18 protein-coding genes are annotated in these 15,301 nt (G+C 47.4%); 10 read left to right on the top strand and 8 right to left on the bottom strand.

Going from position 1 to position 15,301, the window contains the following annotated elements:
• The first annotated feature begins 87 nt into the window (after window positions 1-87).
• Entirely contained in the window at window positions 88-612 is a 525-nt protein-coding gene (locus tag BZG78_RS13810; RefSeq protein ID WP_077661522.1) for an SPOR domain-containing protein, read from the top strand.
• Window positions 613-790: 178 nt separating this feature from the next.
• Window positions 791-1,795: a D-alanine--D-alanine ligase gene (locus BZG78_RS13805; protein WP_077661521.1), complete on the top strand. Its 1,005-nt coding sequence runs from the start codon at window positions 791-793 to the stop codon at window positions 1,793-1,795.
• Here the strand turns inward: BZG78_RS13805 and BZG78_RS13800 are convergent, their stop codons facing one another.
• Complete coding sequence (locus tag BZG78_RS13800; protein ID WP_077661520.1) at window positions 1,796-2,749, bottom strand: tyrosine-type recombinase/integrase; 954 nt, start codon at window positions 2,747-2,749, stop codon at window positions 1,796-1,798. It abuts the gene before it with no gap.
• Window positions 2,750-2,958: 209 nt separating this feature from the next.
• On the opposite strand from BZG78_RS13800, the gene BZG78_RS13795 reads away from it, so the two are divergent.
• On the top strand, window positions 2,959-3,327 hold the full coding sequence (locus BZG78_RS13795; RefSeq protein ID WP_077460747.1) for a DUF3319 domain-containing protein: 369 nt from the start codon (window positions 2,959-2,961) through the stop codon (window positions 3,325-3,327).
• 68 nt (window positions 3,328-3,395) lie between these two features.
• Window positions 3,396-3,719, top strand: a complete 324-nt coding sequence (gene yciH / locus BZG78_RS13790; protein WP_025744584.1) for a stress response translation initiation inhibitor YciH — start codon at window positions 3,396-3,398, stop codon at window positions 3,717-3,719.
• A 56-nt stretch (window positions 3,720-3,775) separates the two neighbouring features.
• Here the strand turns inward: yciH and BZG78_RS13785 are convergent, their stop codons facing one another.
• Window positions 3,776-4,666, bottom strand: a complete 891-nt coding sequence (locus BZG78_RS13785) for an alkyl sulfatase dimerization domain-containing protein (protein WP_236719515.1) — start codon at window positions 4,664-4,666, stop codon at window positions 3,776-3,778.
• Window positions 4,667-4,889: 223 nt separating this feature from the next.
• On the opposite strand from BZG78_RS13785, the gene BZG78_RS13780 reads away from it, so the two are divergent.
• Both BZG78_RS13780 and BZG78_RS13775 read left to right on the top strand, forming a co-directional pair.
• The gene (locus BZG78_RS13780; RefSeq protein ID WP_077661519.1) at window positions 4,890-5,252 is read left to right on the top strand and encodes a hypothetical protein; all 363 of its coding nucleotides are present in this window, start codon (window positions 4,890-4,892) and stop codon (window positions 5,250-5,252) included.
• Window positions 5,245-5,784 (top strand): RES domain-containing protein, encoded by a 540-nt coding sequence (locus tag BZG78_RS13775; RefSeq protein ID WP_077661518.1) that lies wholly within the window; start codon window positions 5,245-5,247, stop codon window positions 5,782-5,784. Before BZG78_RS13780 ends, BZG78_RS13775 begins: the two co-directional genes overlap by 8 nt.
• 389 nt (window positions 5,785-6,173) lie before the next feature.
• Here the strand turns inward: BZG78_RS13775 and BZG78_RS13770 are convergent, their stop codons facing one another.
• Together BZG78_RS13770 and BZG78_RS13765 are read right to left on the bottom strand one after the other, a co-directional pair.
• Window positions 6,174-6,860 carry an RES family NAD+ phosphorylase gene (locus BZG78_RS13770; RefSeq protein WP_077661517.1) on the bottom strand — a complete coding sequence of 229 codons (687 nt, stop codon included), beginning with the start codon at window positions 6,858-6,860 and terminating at the stop codon, window positions 6,174-6,176.
• 1 nt (window position 6,861) lies between these two features.
• Complete coding sequence (locus BZG78_RS13765; RefSeq protein WP_025744909.1) at window positions 6,862-7,266, bottom strand: antitoxin Xre-like helix-turn-helix domain-containing protein; 405 nt, start codon at window positions 7,264-7,266, stop codon at window positions 6,862-6,864.
• 151 nt (window positions 7,267-7,417) lie between these two features.
• On the opposite strand from BZG78_RS13765, the gene BZG78_RS13760 reads away from it, so the two are divergent.
• Window positions 7,418-8,446: a Gfo/Idh/MocA family oxidoreductase gene (locus tag BZG78_RS13760; RefSeq protein ID WP_025744908.1), complete on the top strand. Its 1,029-nt coding sequence runs from the start codon at window positions 7,418-7,420 to the stop codon at window positions 8,444-8,446.
• A 142-nt stretch (window positions 8,447-8,588) separates the two neighbouring features.
• Here BZG78_RS13760 and chrA read toward each other — a convergent pair whose 3' ends face one another.
• A complete protein-coding gene (chrA, locus tag BZG78_RS13755; RefSeq protein WP_077661516.1) occupies window positions 8,589-9,734 on the bottom strand; it encodes a chromate efflux transporter in 1,146 nt (381 codons plus the stop codon).
• Window positions 9,735-10,081: 347 nt separating this feature from the next.
• Between chrA and BZG78_RS13750 the strand changes: the two genes are divergently transcribed.
• On the top strand, window positions 10,082-10,996 hold the full coding sequence (locus tag BZG78_RS13750) for a LysR family transcriptional regulator (RefSeq protein WP_077645913.1): 915 nt from the start codon (window positions 10,082-10,084) through the stop codon (window positions 10,994-10,996).
• A 10-nt stretch (window positions 10,997-11,006) separates the two neighbouring features.
• Here BZG78_RS13750 and BZG78_RS13745 read toward each other — a convergent pair whose 3' ends face one another.
• Window positions 11,007-12,176, bottom strand: a complete 1,170-nt coding sequence (locus BZG78_RS13745) for a 1-acyl-sn-glycerol-3-phosphate acyltransferase (protein ID WP_021023839.1) — start codon at window positions 12,174-12,176, stop codon at window positions 11,007-11,009.
• Between the two features lie 194 nt (window positions 12,177-12,370).
• On the opposite strand from BZG78_RS13745, the gene BZG78_RS13740 reads away from it, so the two are divergent.
• Window positions 12,371-13,042, top strand: a complete 672-nt coding sequence (locus BZG78_RS13740; protein ID WP_077661515.1) for a hypothetical protein — start codon at window positions 12,371-12,373, stop codon at window positions 13,040-13,042.
• Between the two features lie 28 nt (window positions 13,043-13,070).
• Here the strand turns inward: BZG78_RS13740 and BZG78_RS13735 are convergent, their stop codons facing one another.
• The gene (locus tag BZG78_RS13735) at window positions 13,071-13,592 is read right to left on the bottom strand and encodes a nicotinate-nicotinamide nucleotide adenylyltransferase (RefSeq protein WP_021023841.1); all 522 of its coding nucleotides are present in this window, start codon (window positions 13,590-13,592) and stop codon (window positions 13,071-13,073) included.
• Window positions 13,593-13,793: 201 nt separating this feature from the next.
• Between BZG78_RS13735 and nadE the strand changes: the two genes are divergently transcribed.
• On the top strand, window positions 13,794-14,633 hold the full coding sequence (nadE, locus tag BZG78_RS13730) for an ammonia-dependent NAD(+) synthetase (RefSeq protein ID WP_077661514.1): 840 nt from the start codon (window positions 13,794-13,796) through the stop codon (window positions 14,631-14,633).
• A 35-nt stretch (window positions 14,634-14,668) separates the two neighbouring features.
• Here nadE and BZG78_RS13725 read toward each other — a convergent pair whose 3' ends face one another.
• Window positions 14,669-15,223, bottom strand: a complete 555-nt coding sequence (locus tag BZG78_RS13725; protein ID WP_021023844.1) for an HD domain-containing protein — start codon at window positions 15,221-15,223, stop codon at window positions 14,669-14,671.
• Window positions 15,224-15,301 lie beyond the last annotated feature (78 nt).

The raw sequence follows: 15,301 nt of genomic DNA, 5'->3' as shown, positions 1-15,301 counted from the left end.
AACCTTATATAACAGGTTAACTTTTGGTTGAATGGCTATTAGGTCGGGGGCACAATGAAACAAATTTGGATAACTGACAGAATAACAATGAAAAAACTGGGCTTACTTGCAGTTGCGCTGCTGCTAACAGGATGCAGTGGCGGTGGTGTGACCACTGAAATTTATAGTCAGACCATTGAGTCAACCGATACGCGCGAGACTGTGAAAACCTCGGCACCACAACCGAAAGAGCGATCCGCATCGAAAGAACGATCTGTATCGAAAGAGCAATCCGCTTGGAAAGAGGAAGCGGCGCCAGCGCCGAAAAAACAAACCGTAAAAACATCAAGCCAGGGCCCAGGGTATACCATTCAAATTGTGGCACTTAGCCATGATCGCGGGTTTAGTGATTACGCCAAACGGCTTCCAAGTAACGAGCCACTTTGGAGCAACAAGAAAATGGTAGACGGCTTACCTTGGTATACCTTGTTGTATGGTGAATATTCATCACGAGAGGCAGCGAAGCGTGCCATTAAGGCTTTACCGCAAACCATTCAGCAGTATGGTCCTTTTGTTCGTGACATCGCAGACATTAAGCGTTCATCAACGCCTGAGATGACACGCGTTAACTAGTCGAATCTCCGCGCCTGTTAATATAGAAGCTGGCTCTTGGGTCAGCTTTGAACAAACCCGCAGCAATCAAACACCAAAATACCAACAAATACGCGTCGATAGGTGAAAGCAACGTCGCATTTGACTACTATGGCGGTATATTCAGGTAACGTGTTAATGCACGTGGTGAGAGAAAATTATGACGAAACTAAACCTGCTTTTACTGTGCGGTGGCGGTGGTGCGGAGCACGATATCTCGCTCGTTTCTGCGCAGTATATTGAATCACAGCTAGCGAAGCTCCCTCGAGTCAATGTCCAAAAAGTCGAAATCACCCAAGATGGATGGCATCTTGACGATGGTATGCGCTGTCACCTTGATACTGATGGCATGCTTTGTAGCAAGGTTGAGCATAGGCAAATTCATTATGTGATCCCTTGCTTCCATGGTTTTCCCGGCGAGACGGGGGATATTCAGTCACTACTCGAGATCACCGGCCTGCCTTACCTAGGATGCGGCCCGGAAGGTAGCCAAATTTGCTTTAATAAAATCACCTCGAAGTTGTGGTTTGATGCCCTCGGCATTCCGAACACACCCTACGTGTTTATCACCGATCAAAGTGACCAAAGCATGGCACGTGCGTCCGCCTTTTTTGCTGAGCATCAAGGCGTTTTCGTCAAAGCGGCCAGTCAAGGATCCAGTGTAGGCTGCTATCGTGTGACTGAAGAAGAGCAGCTCTCAACATGCATTGCAGATGCGTTTACGTTTTCTGACCAAGTATTGATCGAAAAAGCGATTCAACCGCGTGAATTAGAGGTCGCCGCGTTTCAGGTTGGCGACGAAATTATTGTCACCAAGCCGGGTGAAATACGCTGTCCAGAGGGGAGTTTTTATACCTTTGAAGAGAAATACAGTGAAGGGAGTTCGAGCAATACACAGATTGAAGCACTCGACCTTAGCGAGGAACAAGTTGCCTGTATTCGCGACTATGCCCATCAAGCGTTTAAGCAACTGCGATTAAAGGACATGTCGCGCATTGACTTTTTCTTGACAGAGAACGGTACGGTACTCGTCAACGAAATTAATACCTTTCCAGGTATGACCCCCATTTCCATGTTCCCTAAATTGGTTGAACATCATGGGTTAGCATTTGATGAATATCTCGCATCACGGATCACCCATGCAACGGGACGGCGAGTAAGCTAGTTATTCCGTCAGCTTCTTATGTCGGTATCGCGCTTTAGCTTGTTCACTTGCTATCGTGTTACCGACATATTGCGCCGGCATTGCGGGGCTTTTCCAGCGGCCAAGATGCTGGATTTGTTTTATTGTCATTCCTTTATTGGCAAGTGCACGGCTTGCACCGACGCGAGGCGATTGCCCAGAAAAAGTAACGGATTCACCCAGCAAGCGACTCGCGCGTCGAAAGACCCGATAAATCGATGACGGGTCTAATGCGGTCTCACCTAAATGGCCATGTTTGTTGATTCGACGAAGTAGGGGGCCATGATTCATTCCTGTTTTATCCAACCACTGGGCGACTAACATCGCTGTTTGCTCACTCAATGCTACCCGTTGATCTCTAACTATTATGAACGTTTGGGTGCCTTGAGTAATCAGATCGTCTGTGGTCAGTGCGGCAAGTTCACTGCGTTTAAGCAATCCTTCATAAGAAAGTGACCATACAAGCCGATCTCTCAGATCTTGCAGTCTTTGCGAACTGGCGAGTTGTTCATTGAGTTGTATCATGTGCTGAGCGTGAAAGGGAGTGGCTTCTTTACTTTCCGGTAACTTTGCCTGAAGTAATCGAGCCATGGCGTATTTTACTTCGCGATGTTTACTGGGATCACGCTGTTGATGTAGTCGATGTACTAAACCGACGGTGACCACGACACGACGAATCGCCGATATTTTACGGTGTTGAGCCGCAAGCTCGGCAAAGCGACGCAAAGTCGTTATCGCACACGGCACGGCTGTGACCCCTTGGCCGTGACAAAAATCAGCAAATACGTGCCAGTCATTACGGTAACTGAGTAATGAATTACGACTGTAAGCGCCTTGTGTTAATAATTCCCACTCATCCAAACTGACTACGCCTTGATTGAAAAGGGCCAAGCTATCGAGAATATGTTTTGGCTCAAGCGGTAAAATCTTTTTCATAACGCACTATAACTTTATATGTTTGTTGTCAGTCTAACACACTAGAATGAAAAATATTAGACTTATGTCTCATTACACTAGACCCTAAGTCCGTTAATGGCTTGGATTAATGAAATAATTCTAAGTAGGGCTGATAATAGTCTAAAACAGACTCAAGGCCGTAGTTCAATGCAACATGGCGTACACGGCTATTTGCGGGAGGAAAAAACATGACCCGACGCCTTTTTCATCGTGGTTATACGATTGAAAAGTCAGAAGGTGGCGATGAGGCCACAGAGGTTTACCGCGCTAGACTCGGGGGTAAATCGATATCTGGCAGTTTGCACAATGTGAAAAAATCAATCGAGTGGTGGGCTGACACCAGTATTCTTGTCGATCCCGCCGATTTTGATGATGAAGAGGATGACGTATCGTCAAAAAAGCAGGTGGAAGAATATAATGGTTTTCGTATTATGAACGACGATCCAGAAAAAGATGAAAAGGGCTGGTATATGATTGTCCGAGGCAAACTGATGAAGGGATCGCTACCAGGATTAAAGCTTTTTATTGATAAGAATGGAGAGCAGCTGCGCGGATAGTGACTGCCAACATAGCATTGCTTTTGATAGTATAAGTCTAAAATGTTCAACGAAGCAAAACTATCACCATGTCTGACGAAAACCGCTTAGTCTACTCAACAGAATCTGGAAAAATCAAAGAAACGCCCGAGAAGCCTCAACGCCCTAAAGGGGATGGCATTGTTCGTATCCAGCGCCAAACAAAAGGGCGCAAAGGTAAAGGCGTCAGCTTAGTCACTGGCTTAGACCTTGATGATGCTGAATTAAAACAGCTCGCCGCCGAACTCAAAAAAGTATGTGGTTGCGGGGGAGCCGTGAAAGATGGCGTGATTGAGATCCAAGGGGATAAGCGCGACAACATCAAAACGCACTTAGAAAAGAAAGGCCACACAGTCAAACTGGCCGGCGGGTAAAAAGAAAAACCAGGCAACATCTCATGCCTGGTTTTTTTGTTTACGTTTTTTGTTGCTTAAATAAGTCCATCAGGGTCAATCAACAGATCAAACCGCTCGTGACCATGCAGTGATTCAAAGTCGGCCTCTTCTCGAGCCGCCTCACGCAATGAAGCACTTTCAGCTATCGCCAGCTCTAAGTCAGACACGGCTTGGTCCTCGGCACCTAACCTTGCATAAGCACAAGCGCGTTGGAATAGGGCATTAGCATTGCGCTCATCCACTTCCAAGACACGGTTACTAATACTTAGCGCCCAATGGTATTCACCCATTTCCATCGCGGCATCCGCTTTGTGAGTTAACGCTTCGAGATCACCAGGGCGGATTTTGAGTATCTCATTATAAATTTCCATCCGCTGCTCTGGCGTCTGCGAATGCTGCGCACGTAACCATAAGTTATGGATTTCGTTAATGCGTTCAATTTCTTTGTTATTTTCAGCAATAATGCGTGTTTTACGCTTCAAATCTCGCTCGAGCGCTTGGAACTTGCGCTCATATTGCTCTGCAATTTCAGATAACTGTTGATCCGCCAGTTCTTTGGTGTTGGTCTTAATATCACGTAACGACTGCCAGCCAACGAGGGCAATGAGCGATGCTGCGCCCGCGATGAGATAAAAGAAGTAGGTCACTGTCACATTAGCGTAGTTGAGTGACTTATCCGCCACGTCGAGCTCACGGTCGGTGATCTCTGTGACCATACGTTTTTCTAACGCTTGGAAATCGGTTCTTAAGTTCCGGATCTCATCCAAAACATACCTTTCCATCAATGGTTTATCGTAAATACTTTGCTCGGCGTACGATGTTGGCTCTTTGGCCGCCTTAGTATGCTTAACATCGTTTTCGTCCTGAGCTATCGCGCCAAAACTGGCTAACGCCACGAGCAAACACGCCCAAATGTGCGCTTTCATGGTTATCCTTATAATGAATGATCTAATGACTGGTGAACTGTAGCAAACCTTGCTGAACCTAAAAAGGTTAACGGGTGGAATTCGTCCGGAGCAAACCGTGATTTGTGTTCCCGGTACAGTAAACACCTGCTGTTCTGCTGTATTTTAGCCCAGCTTGACAACCGTCATAATGTCATCCATTTTAGACGTATATAAGTCAAATTTAAATGACATGGTAGCTACGATGAACCGATCTATTTTAGATGTCGTCATGAACGCAGAAGGTATCGTTGAACCGAGCAAAATGGCCGCGTTTTTCCATACAAATTTGAAAGAAATTGCGTCATTGTCTGGGTTACCTTATTCCACGCTGAGTCGCACCGAACGATATTCAACAATCAAGGCGCAGCAACAACTACGTAACTGCACAGAAGTGATCAACCGAATCCTTCCGTGGACGGGGAATGAATTTCATGCCTACGCGTGGTATCGGAGCGAAGGGCTGCCAGAGTTTGGCGGATTAACCGCAGAACAACTGGTTAAGCACGATCGAATAGATGCGGTCAGAGCCTACCTCAATCATACGAGCGAAGGCGGTTATGCGTGAAGAGAAGCTAAAGGACCATTTGTTTAAATTTGAAGGTGCGGTATTTCGTGGCCATAACCCTCGCTGGTTATACGCGCCTAACAGTGGTGAAGGGGCAAGACGCAACGGTGGTCGGTTTAACCCAAAAGGTGTTGGCGCCTTATACACCTCACTGTCTCAATCAGGTGCATGGGTCGAGGCTCAGCAGGGGTTTCGTTTTAAAGCTCAGCCTCTGACAATATGTCAATATGATGTCGACTGTGACAATGTACTCGATCTGACCGATGAAACGGTGCTTCTAAACTGTGGTATCAAGCCCTCGACACTAAGCTGTGCTTGGTTAGATCAAGTGACCCAGCAGCAAACGCCCGATAGTTGGCACTTATCGACGCAGCTCATCAACGCAAAGGTCAACGCCATTATTGTGCCAAGTTTTGTACGTGGAGCCACTCAGGACATGAAAAATATCGTATTTTGGCGATGGAGTGATACGCCACCCAACATGGTTAAAGTGATTGATGACTTTGAACGCTTGCCGCCATCACCTTATTAGCGCCGTCCGACACCGCAAGAAATGCGGGAACAGGCTGGTCACGACAGCAATTGCCGTGACTTTGGCGAACTGACGCTTCAATGCGGTAGAAGTATAAAATAGCAATAACGCTGATCTTGTTTGGCTCATCACTGCGTGATTGAAGCATCTTAGGTCAAGCGGAGCATTTGAACTAAGTTGATTAAAGAAAGTGGTGATTAGCTATTTTATGGTAAATAGCCAGTTATGTTGAATCATCGCGTCAGAAAACTGAAGGGGGAGAGAAAATGGAGGTGAGGAGGCAAGGCGCTTGTCTTATCGATACGATTCGTCATCTGATAAACACTTTATTTAACATAACATACATAATGCGCACTTAAGGCTGGTTTATTAATATACCGCTATATCGATTAATCCATTGAGTAAATCTTCTCAACCTGGCTAATTTCTTTCCCGTTCCAAATCATTTCTGCATGGAAGCATTGGATGACATCGCTAACCACTTTTGGCGTAGACATCGCCCAGCAAATCCTCCCTTCATTTCGCACTGAGTGGTAGCGGATCCCTGATAATGCATCATTTTGCCGCACCTGGCGGCCAAGCATCTGTGCCGCAGAGTAATCAATCAGGTCGTAAATTGGATCTGTCATTGGCTTGTCGCACACATCAATCACCTTATTATCATCAAATGTGAAACGAAGCGCCCTAAACACCAAACGATCATAGTGAAGCCCATTAACGCCAGCCCAATACTTGCGCTGGTGATACATGACTTCCTTTACAGCGGTTTGTTCGGTGTCACCAATATAAAGCATCCCAAAGCTGCCATCAGCAAAACGTGAGCCATCACGGTTAATGTGCGTAAAGGCGGCTACCGCATAGCTACGACCACGTTCACAGTGGTACGGGATTTCCTCCGGCTTAATCAGGGAAACATCACCCACTTCATCGAGAATACGTGGATTCGTCAATGCTTGCAGTTGATACATCACCTCAAAGTCTTGCGGATTAAGGACATCATCAAACAAATCAATCGTCGGGTATTTAGACGGAATGAGCCTATAACCTACCGCTTGATTTTCTCTCGCTTTCGGCATGCTACCCCCATTGACCTGAACGTAACGCGTCGACACGACAGAACACTTCGTAAAGATCAGCGAATTTGCCGCTACTAATAATAGATAAAGGCGTCTGCCCTTCGAAGTAAGCGTTTTTGTTCTCCATCGACATGAAACCCTGAACGTTCTCTTGGTTATCGAAGATGATTCGAAGGCTACTGTGAATGTTTGCGATATAGCTTAAGCGCTCAAGCTGATCATCATCCATAGATATAGTGTCTGGGTTCGCCTTGTACTTTTGGAATGTAGACCTTGGCATGCGAAGAATTCGCTGCATGTCTGCGCCGGTACAGCCCCATCCTTCCATTATTTTTACAGCAGCTTTGAAGCCGACCTGAGCCATTCTCTTCTTGTCTGCCGCCTTTGGTGCTTGTGCTGCTGTCATATCATTCACCATTTCATGCTCACACACTCTCATTATGGACTTAATCTATAACTATATCCATATTGAGACAGAGAGATCTTGCACTTAGATTGATTGGCGTGTCGATGTCCGATAAAGTGCTGATAATACATCGTCAATGCGAGTACGCTTTATGATAAAAACAGCTTTGGTCGGTTTTGGCTTTTCTGCCAATACATTTCACGTTCCTTTTTTGAGTGCAATCTCTGAGTTCGCTATTTCAGCTGTTGTGTCCAGTAAACCCGAACAAGTTGCACAGCGATTGCCTAAAGCGGCTTGCTTTGACGACCTCAACACTTTACTCACTCAACAAACCCCAGATTTGGTGGTGATTACTACCCCCAACCACCTCCATTACCAACACGTTAAACAAGCATTAGAAGCCGGTTGCCATGTCTTGGTAGAAAAGCCTTTTGTGACCAATAGCCGTGATGGTCTCGAGCTAGCGGCGCTGGCCAAGCAAAAAGGCTTGGTGTTGTGTCCTTACCACAATCGACGTTGGGATGGGGATTTTCTCACCCTAAAAGGGTTACACCTAGCAGGTGAGCTTGGCGACATCAAAGTCATGCATTCCAGCTTTAATCGCTACCGCCCAGAAGTCCGCCAACGTTGGCGTGAATTGCCAGGTGAAGGCAGCGGAATTCTCTATGACCTCGGCTCTCATTTAATTGACCAAGCCCTCCACCTTTTAGGGGAACCGGATGCGGTCTCTGGCACCTGTCGTGCGCTACGCCCTAGCAGCGAAACGACCGACTATTTTCAAGTGACGCTGCATTACCCAAATACAGAAGTAATTTTATCCTCCAGCCCTTACCGTTCAGGTACCACCGAACGCTTTGTCGTCCAGGGTGAAAAAGCGACCTTCAGTACCGTAGGATTAGATATTCAAGAAGAGCAACTACGCGCGGGTTTGATGGTAACTGTCTCTGGTTTTGGTGAGCAAGCGTATCAAGGGATGCTCGAAGTTGGTGACAGCGTCACCCCTGATCCTCTCACGCTCGAAGACGGCCAATATCACCGCCTGTTCGATGGATTAGCAAAGGCAATTACCGATAACCAACCCTCGCCTGTTTGTCCGATTTCTGCAAGCAAAGTCATCTATGCTATTGAGCTGGCACAAACAGCCTCCGACACAGGCACTCGCCAACCTTGGCAGTTCTAAGACTGCAGTTTATAAATTAATTAAAAAGCTGAGCCACATGAGCGATGTGACTTAGCTTTTTGCTTTACAACATATAAAGTTATAGTGCGCTAAGTGATAAAAAGTAGCCCAGACACAGCTGGGCCACAAAGTATGGCGCGTATTAAGCGAGAGTAAACTGGTACACCATCATTAATAGGAGTAACCAAAACACCGAAATTCGCCATTGAGTTAATGCCACTAAGCCAAGCGCGATGGGCACTAAATCCAAAGGTTTTGTGTAGGCGGAAACCCATACGGGTTGATAAAGCGCGGCGGCAAGAAGCCCTACCACACTTGCGTTAATGAGACTGATAGCCCCGGCCAAACGAGGCTGAGTTTTAACCGCCTCCCAAATCGGCAAAACACCGAACATAAGTAATGCCCCAGGCAAGAAAATCGCAATCGTTGCAATGATACTGCCCCAAATGGGAGCTAATCCTTCAACACTGGCACCCAGATAACTCGCCATGGTGAACATCGGCCCCGGCACTAGCTGAGCCGCCGCATAACCTTCAATCAACGCCGAATCAGTGACAACGTCACCGACAATAGGCTCGAGCAATGGTAAAACCACATGCCCGCCACCAAAGACAAAACTGCCCGCTTGGTAGAACAGATTAAACACCTGTACCCATAAGGTTTGATTAAACAGCCAAGGTACTGTGAGCAATAGTAAAAAGAGACCCAGGATCACGCTACTGCGGCGCCACGCAATGCTAACTGGTGCATGATGTGATTGGGGCTTCGCAAACCTAATAGCTCCTACAATGCCTGCAATGACAATGGGAAGTACTTGATATAATACGCCCGATGGCGTTAGCAATAGCCATAACGTTGTTGCCACTGCCATCGCCCCAGTCGCTAACGAGCCGATAAATTTTCGGCCCATTGAGACAGTGGCATCAATCACTACCACCACCGCTAATAATTTGGCTGCGCTAATGATGCTTGCGACCCAATCAGAAGCTTGCGCACCGCTGTTTAATACCGCCGCCGCTGTCAACAAAACAAAAGAAGGCAAGGTAAACGCGACAAATGCGCTAAACGCACCTAAATAACCCGCGCGTTGATAGCCAATATACATACCGAGCTGACTGCTTCCTGGGCCAGGTAGAAACTGGCTGATGGCTAAACCAGAAGCAAAGGTATCCGCACTCAGCCACCGCTTTTCTTTGACGAACACACGCTCAAAATAGCCGACATGCGCGGCCGGCCCACCAAACGACATGCACCCTAATAAGAAAAACTGTTTGATTAATTCAATCATCTATCACCTCCTCGCTAAATTTTATGCGATACCAATCATGAATAAAAACAGCCATTCCAGTTTTCATTGTCGATATAAACAATAAATAAGCCGATATAAGAATAAATGAAAGATAGTGTGAAATTTTATAACCGTTTTAAAAGTGAGCACTTACATTTAATGTTTTCAGTGTATCTCACAGGAAACAATAATATATTGACATTAAAAAACAATAAGATAGAAAAAAGAAAAGGAAGGGGGTTTTACGGTGCTTCTCTGATAGCTTAGTGTGACGTTGTCACTATTAATTCCAGAGGCAGGGAAATATGTGGTAGTCTCACCCTACTGAGAACATGGAAGCACAGACTATGCTCGAACATCTTCAACAAATTGTGGTGTTGGCTGCCGTTGCACAAGAGCAGCATTTTACGCGCGCCGCTGAACGACTTGGGATTTCCAAATCACAAGTGAGTAAACAGGTTCGTTACCTCGAGGATCGTTTGGGCGTCCAACTGGTACAGCGTAACACCCGCTCGGTATCGTTGACCGAAGTGGGAACTCGATATGCGGATTATGGTAGCCAGTTAATGGCAACCTTAGATGAAGCCGAAGCCATGGTCGCAGGTTATCGGAATGAGGTAACCGGTAAGCTAAAAATCGGTGTCGCGCAGTCATTCGGTAATACTATAATGACGCGCCATTTTGCCAAATTCCGACAGCTATACCCTGATCTTAATCTCGACATTAGTTTGTTCGACCATCGCCCTAACCTGGTCGAAGAAGGCTATGACTGTTGGGTAGCGATTCATGAGCACCCTCCTGAGGGAATGGTGGCGAGAAAATTAGCAGACTGTCAGTTCAAACTGGTTGCTGCCCCAACCTACCTTGCAAATAACGGCATCCCGCAACAACTTAATGAATTACGTCATCATGACTGTATTACTTATCAAAGCCGTGAACGTCGTTATGACCAATGGCCCTTCACCAAGGCCAACACGGAACAAGTGGTTCATGTCAGCGGCCAATACACAATCAATAACGCCCCTGCGGTGCTCGAAGCAGTCAAAGCGGGATTGGGGATCGCCTATCTCGCGACCTATCTATTAAACGATGAGTTAGACACGGGTGAGCTGGTTGAGGTACTTCCCGACTGGCAGCCTTGTCTCGAACTGCCAATTTATATCGTTTACCCACGGCGTAAGCATCTTGCGCCCAAGGTCAGAGAGTTTGTCGATTTCATGCGTGATGAAATTGGCGATCCACCGCCTTGGGATCGCCAATAAAGTGACAAGGTCACTCGGCGTTTTGTTCTCCTACAACGTCGACGACGTCGTCATCTGAAAGAACAGCACCTACTGTCTGTTGGTTGAGGACTGGATTGGCGTACATTTGTTGCAAATATTCACGCGCCGCTTCAGGCGCTTGAGCAATTTTTTGCTCGTAAAGACGGCGTTCGGCTGGTGTGACACTGTCATGTTCTACCCCAGCCGCAATATAGTTGGCCGGATACAGCCGATACAGCTGATGAATTTGGCTATCGATCTTCGCCGCCATGGAGTCAGGCGTATCTTGTGACAGTGTCACTGGCTCACCAAAGGCGACATGAACATGGCGCTTGTTGCCGACGATACCTTTGACGATGGTCTGAATGTCTTCAAACTCACTCTTTTCGTACGCCCCTAATCGCTTAACCGCATCCAATTCCGTCGCTTTGTCCAGATCACAAGGGTCGTTTTGATACGATATTGCTACAGGAACCACGTTTAAGTTGCCCATGTACGTATCAAAATCTTGCTTACGTTTTCGGCCTTCCATAAAGAACATTTTTAAGATCGCAGGATCAGTGATGTCTTCGCCGGTTTTTGCTCGCCCTTCTCGTTGCGCTATCCATATAGACTGCCCTTCATCGAGAGAAAGACGTAAGTAAGCGGATAATTGTGATAGCGATTTCATCATTTCACGGGGGGCTTTAGCGGAACGCTTAACAATAAAACTTTTATTCAGTTTCATCAGCTCCGTTGCACACGGCTTACGCAACAAGTTATCACCAATGGCGATTCTTACCGTATCTAATCCGCGCTGATGCAAACACCAATTCACTAAGGCGGGATCCATGGCAATATCCCGATGATTCGAGACAAAGAGGTACGCTTGGCTTGGGTCGAGATTTTCAACACCGGAGACCGTGACTTTATCGCAGCTTGTTTTGATCATCTTGCGCATATAGCTGGCAACATGTAGCTGCACATCCTGTACGGTTCTGATGTTATTCCACTTTTTGGTCAGATACAGTTTTAGCGCAGGCTTGAGTAGCCAACCGAGCGGGCCTGATGCGTGTGGATAGCGATAAGACAGAATCGCATTGATAAATTCATCATCTTGAATAAGACGCTGAATCGCACCTGGAACTTCTTCGTCATAGTAAGGACGAATCTCTTGATAGGGATCGTTAACTGTCTGCACGTTCTTCCATTATAGCTAATAAAAACCGCGCTATTTTACGCAGCCAAACAAGGATTCAAAGTGAATCCACCGATATTTTCCACAGGTTGGAGGTCAGACCTTATTGCACCAAAAGGGTTCCCTTTCGGGGTGTGTACTTGACCTTAACAGCAAAAGTGCTCACCATTGCCGCCTTGTTACATTGAGACGCCATTATGAAGTACACCAGCGAACATACGTTTTACCAATCATCATCACTGACTTTCACGCCTCGTAAGCGTCGTTACACGGCCAATTTGCTGTTTGTTGAAGACGGCGTTGTATTTGTTCGCTTAGGGAAAGCCGACATCCCTGTGCATAGTGGTCAAGGGTTTTGGCTTCCATTTGAGTGTTTGCATGCCCTGACCATCACGCCAAACACTCGAGTACATCAACTGGCCATATCGCCACGTGTCACGCAGAAGCTGCCTACACAAGTTGGCCATGTCGAGGTGTCCCCCCTGCTTGTTGCCAGCCTTTGTGCACTGCTTACGTCAGGATATCAGCCGTCATCATCAGCGCAAGCACGCCGGCTTCAAGCTGTCGCATTAGATCAGGTTTCACTCATGACACCGTCACAAACACTCGACCGACAAACCCAAAGCTTGGCAGATTGTGTGACACGAGCGCAAGCAGGTCAACCGCACGCAAACGCTGAACAACACTATCAATTACAAGCACTCACGCAACTGACCATGGAAGATTTACACGAATATTTTATCGTGAGACAACTCCGTGCAGCCCTTAAATCGGGGCAAACATTAACCAAGGCGGCGACAAATATCGGCATCGCGCACGCGCAAGCAGAATCACTGTATGCGCGTTATACCGACACCTTCGAGGCGTGATACACAAGACGAATCAATCTATCATGTGCTAATACGCCCTGAACGCTGAATCGGTTAGCTGTGCCGCGACGTTCGGGGTGGTTAACTCACTGATGGGTAGTCCCTGCTGGAGTCGTTCACGTATGTGGGTACTTCGGACCACCACTTTTTCTGGCATCCCTAATACAGACCAGCGCGCAAGGATCTCGTCACTGTTCGCGAATTGACCAAACTTAACCAAGTTGTCTGGTCCAACAACAAAAGTTAACGCGGCCTCTGGATAATCTTGCTGTAACGCACTCAGCAACATAAATGTTGTGACAGGGTCACCTTCAGCGCCAAGCGATGCCTCGCGTTGACATAGTGTCAGGTTCGAGAGCGCGACATCATCGATAAACGTCCGCACCCACGCACAGCGAGTGTCATAAGGCGCCATCGCTTTCCCCCAAGCATGCTTGTAGCTAGGGACCAGCAATACCTGATCAAAGTGGTTCAGTTGTGCTAATACCGACGCATGGCCTTGCGTCGGCGGATTAAAAGCACTACCAAACACTGCAATTTGCTCTGTCATCGTATTCTCTTAGCCGAACCATTCTGGATGCGGTGGATATCGCGCATAATGATGCCATGAAACCAATCAAAAACCTAACACGTAACCAGCAACGCGAAGGGATTGATTTGGCTATACCCAACGCGCCAGAGATCATGCACAATAATACGCAGCCAAACCTTCATTAAAGTCGCATGCCAGAGTTAAAAAGAGGAACACAACATGGAACACCCGATCCGCGAAGAAATGCGCGTGCAACCCACGATTGACCCAGCGCTCGAAGTACGCCGTCGCATTGCGTTTATCAAAGCCATGCTACAACGTTCAGGGACCCGGAGCCTTGTATTAGGCATTAGTGGAGGCGTCGATTCTTCAACATGTGGAAAACTGGCACAATTAGCCGTTGACGAACTTAATCAAGCCGCAGGCACCGAGCAATATCAGTTTATCGCGGTACGCTTACCCTACGGTGAGCAAAAAGATGAGGATGAGGCCCAACTCGCGCTATCATTTATCCAACCAAGTAAAAGCGTGACCGTCAATGTGAAACCCGGTGTCGACGGTACACATCAATCGGTACTCGATGCAGTGTCGGAAGTCGGCCTATTGCCAGCAAACGAAGGGCGGATTGATTTTGCCAAAGGCAATGTTAAAGCACGCGCCCGAATGGTTGCACAGTATGAAATTGCCGGTTTAACCCAAGGTTTGGTCCTCGGCACTGATCACTCGGCAGAGAACATCACCGGCTTTTATACCAAATTCGGCGATGGCGCCTGCGATCTTGCCCCTTTATTTGGTCTCAATAAACGCCAAGTGCGTCAACTTGCCGCCCACTTAGAGGCGCCGGACGTGTTAGTTCATAAAGTCCCTACCGCAGATTTGGAAGACTTATCGCCACAAAAAGCCGACGAAGACGCATTACAACTCACGTATGAGCAAATTGATGATTTTCTTGAAGGTAAGCCAGTCGATAATGCGGTGAAAGAGAAGATTATTAAGGTGTACCAGGCAACGCAGCACAAACGACAGCCCGTCCCGACTGTGTATGACTTAGATAACTAACGACTAAGCATTAACCGCGTCGTCGAAAACAGCGGCTAAGAGATCGACGCGTGGAGCTGATGATCAGGATGTCGGTCTGCGTGTTGGCCGGCATCAATCAAGCCATCTAGCTCTTGCCATAAGTTGTCACACAAACCGGGGCGATATACAGCAACGCGAAAGCCGCCGTGTTCGCGTTGATATTGCTCAAACCGTTTTGGGCTGTGTTCACTACTGGCAATGACGTTCGCGAGTCGATCACAGGTTTTTACCACCAAGGCAAGCCAAGCCGCCTCATCCGTGACATCAAGCACAATCAAACGCTGGTTTAACGCGCGTTTTCGCTCTTCGCGATTGGGTCGGCGCGGGTCGGTCACCAGCATCACAGCGCGGGCTACCGTGGGGCCGAAAAGCGCAGAGATCTCATCCACACGCGTCGCGGTGTCTTCCAAAATATCGTGCAGTTGCGCCACAATACGTGCTTGTTCACCAAAAGGCGTGGCAATCCGCTCGACATGATCCAGGTGACAACGATAGGGCTGAGCGCCATACCGCTGGAGGGCATGTCGTACCCTCGCCCACTCTCGCGCTTGTTCCAGCCGACTACCCATCCAACACTCCTTTACTGACCTACTTTAAATTAATCAGGGATTATTGGAATTGTAAATAAAAACACAATATGTTTGCAG

Origin of the sequence: Salinivibrio sp. MA351, assembly GCF_001996065.1 — a bacterium.
GTDB classification, from domain to species: domain Bacteria; phylum Pseudomonadota; class Gammaproteobacteria; order Enterobacterales; family Vibrionaceae; genus Salinivibrio; species Salinivibrio costicola.
Note: the sequence above shows the minus strand (reverse complement) of the source record. Positions and strands in the feature narration are given on the sequence as shown.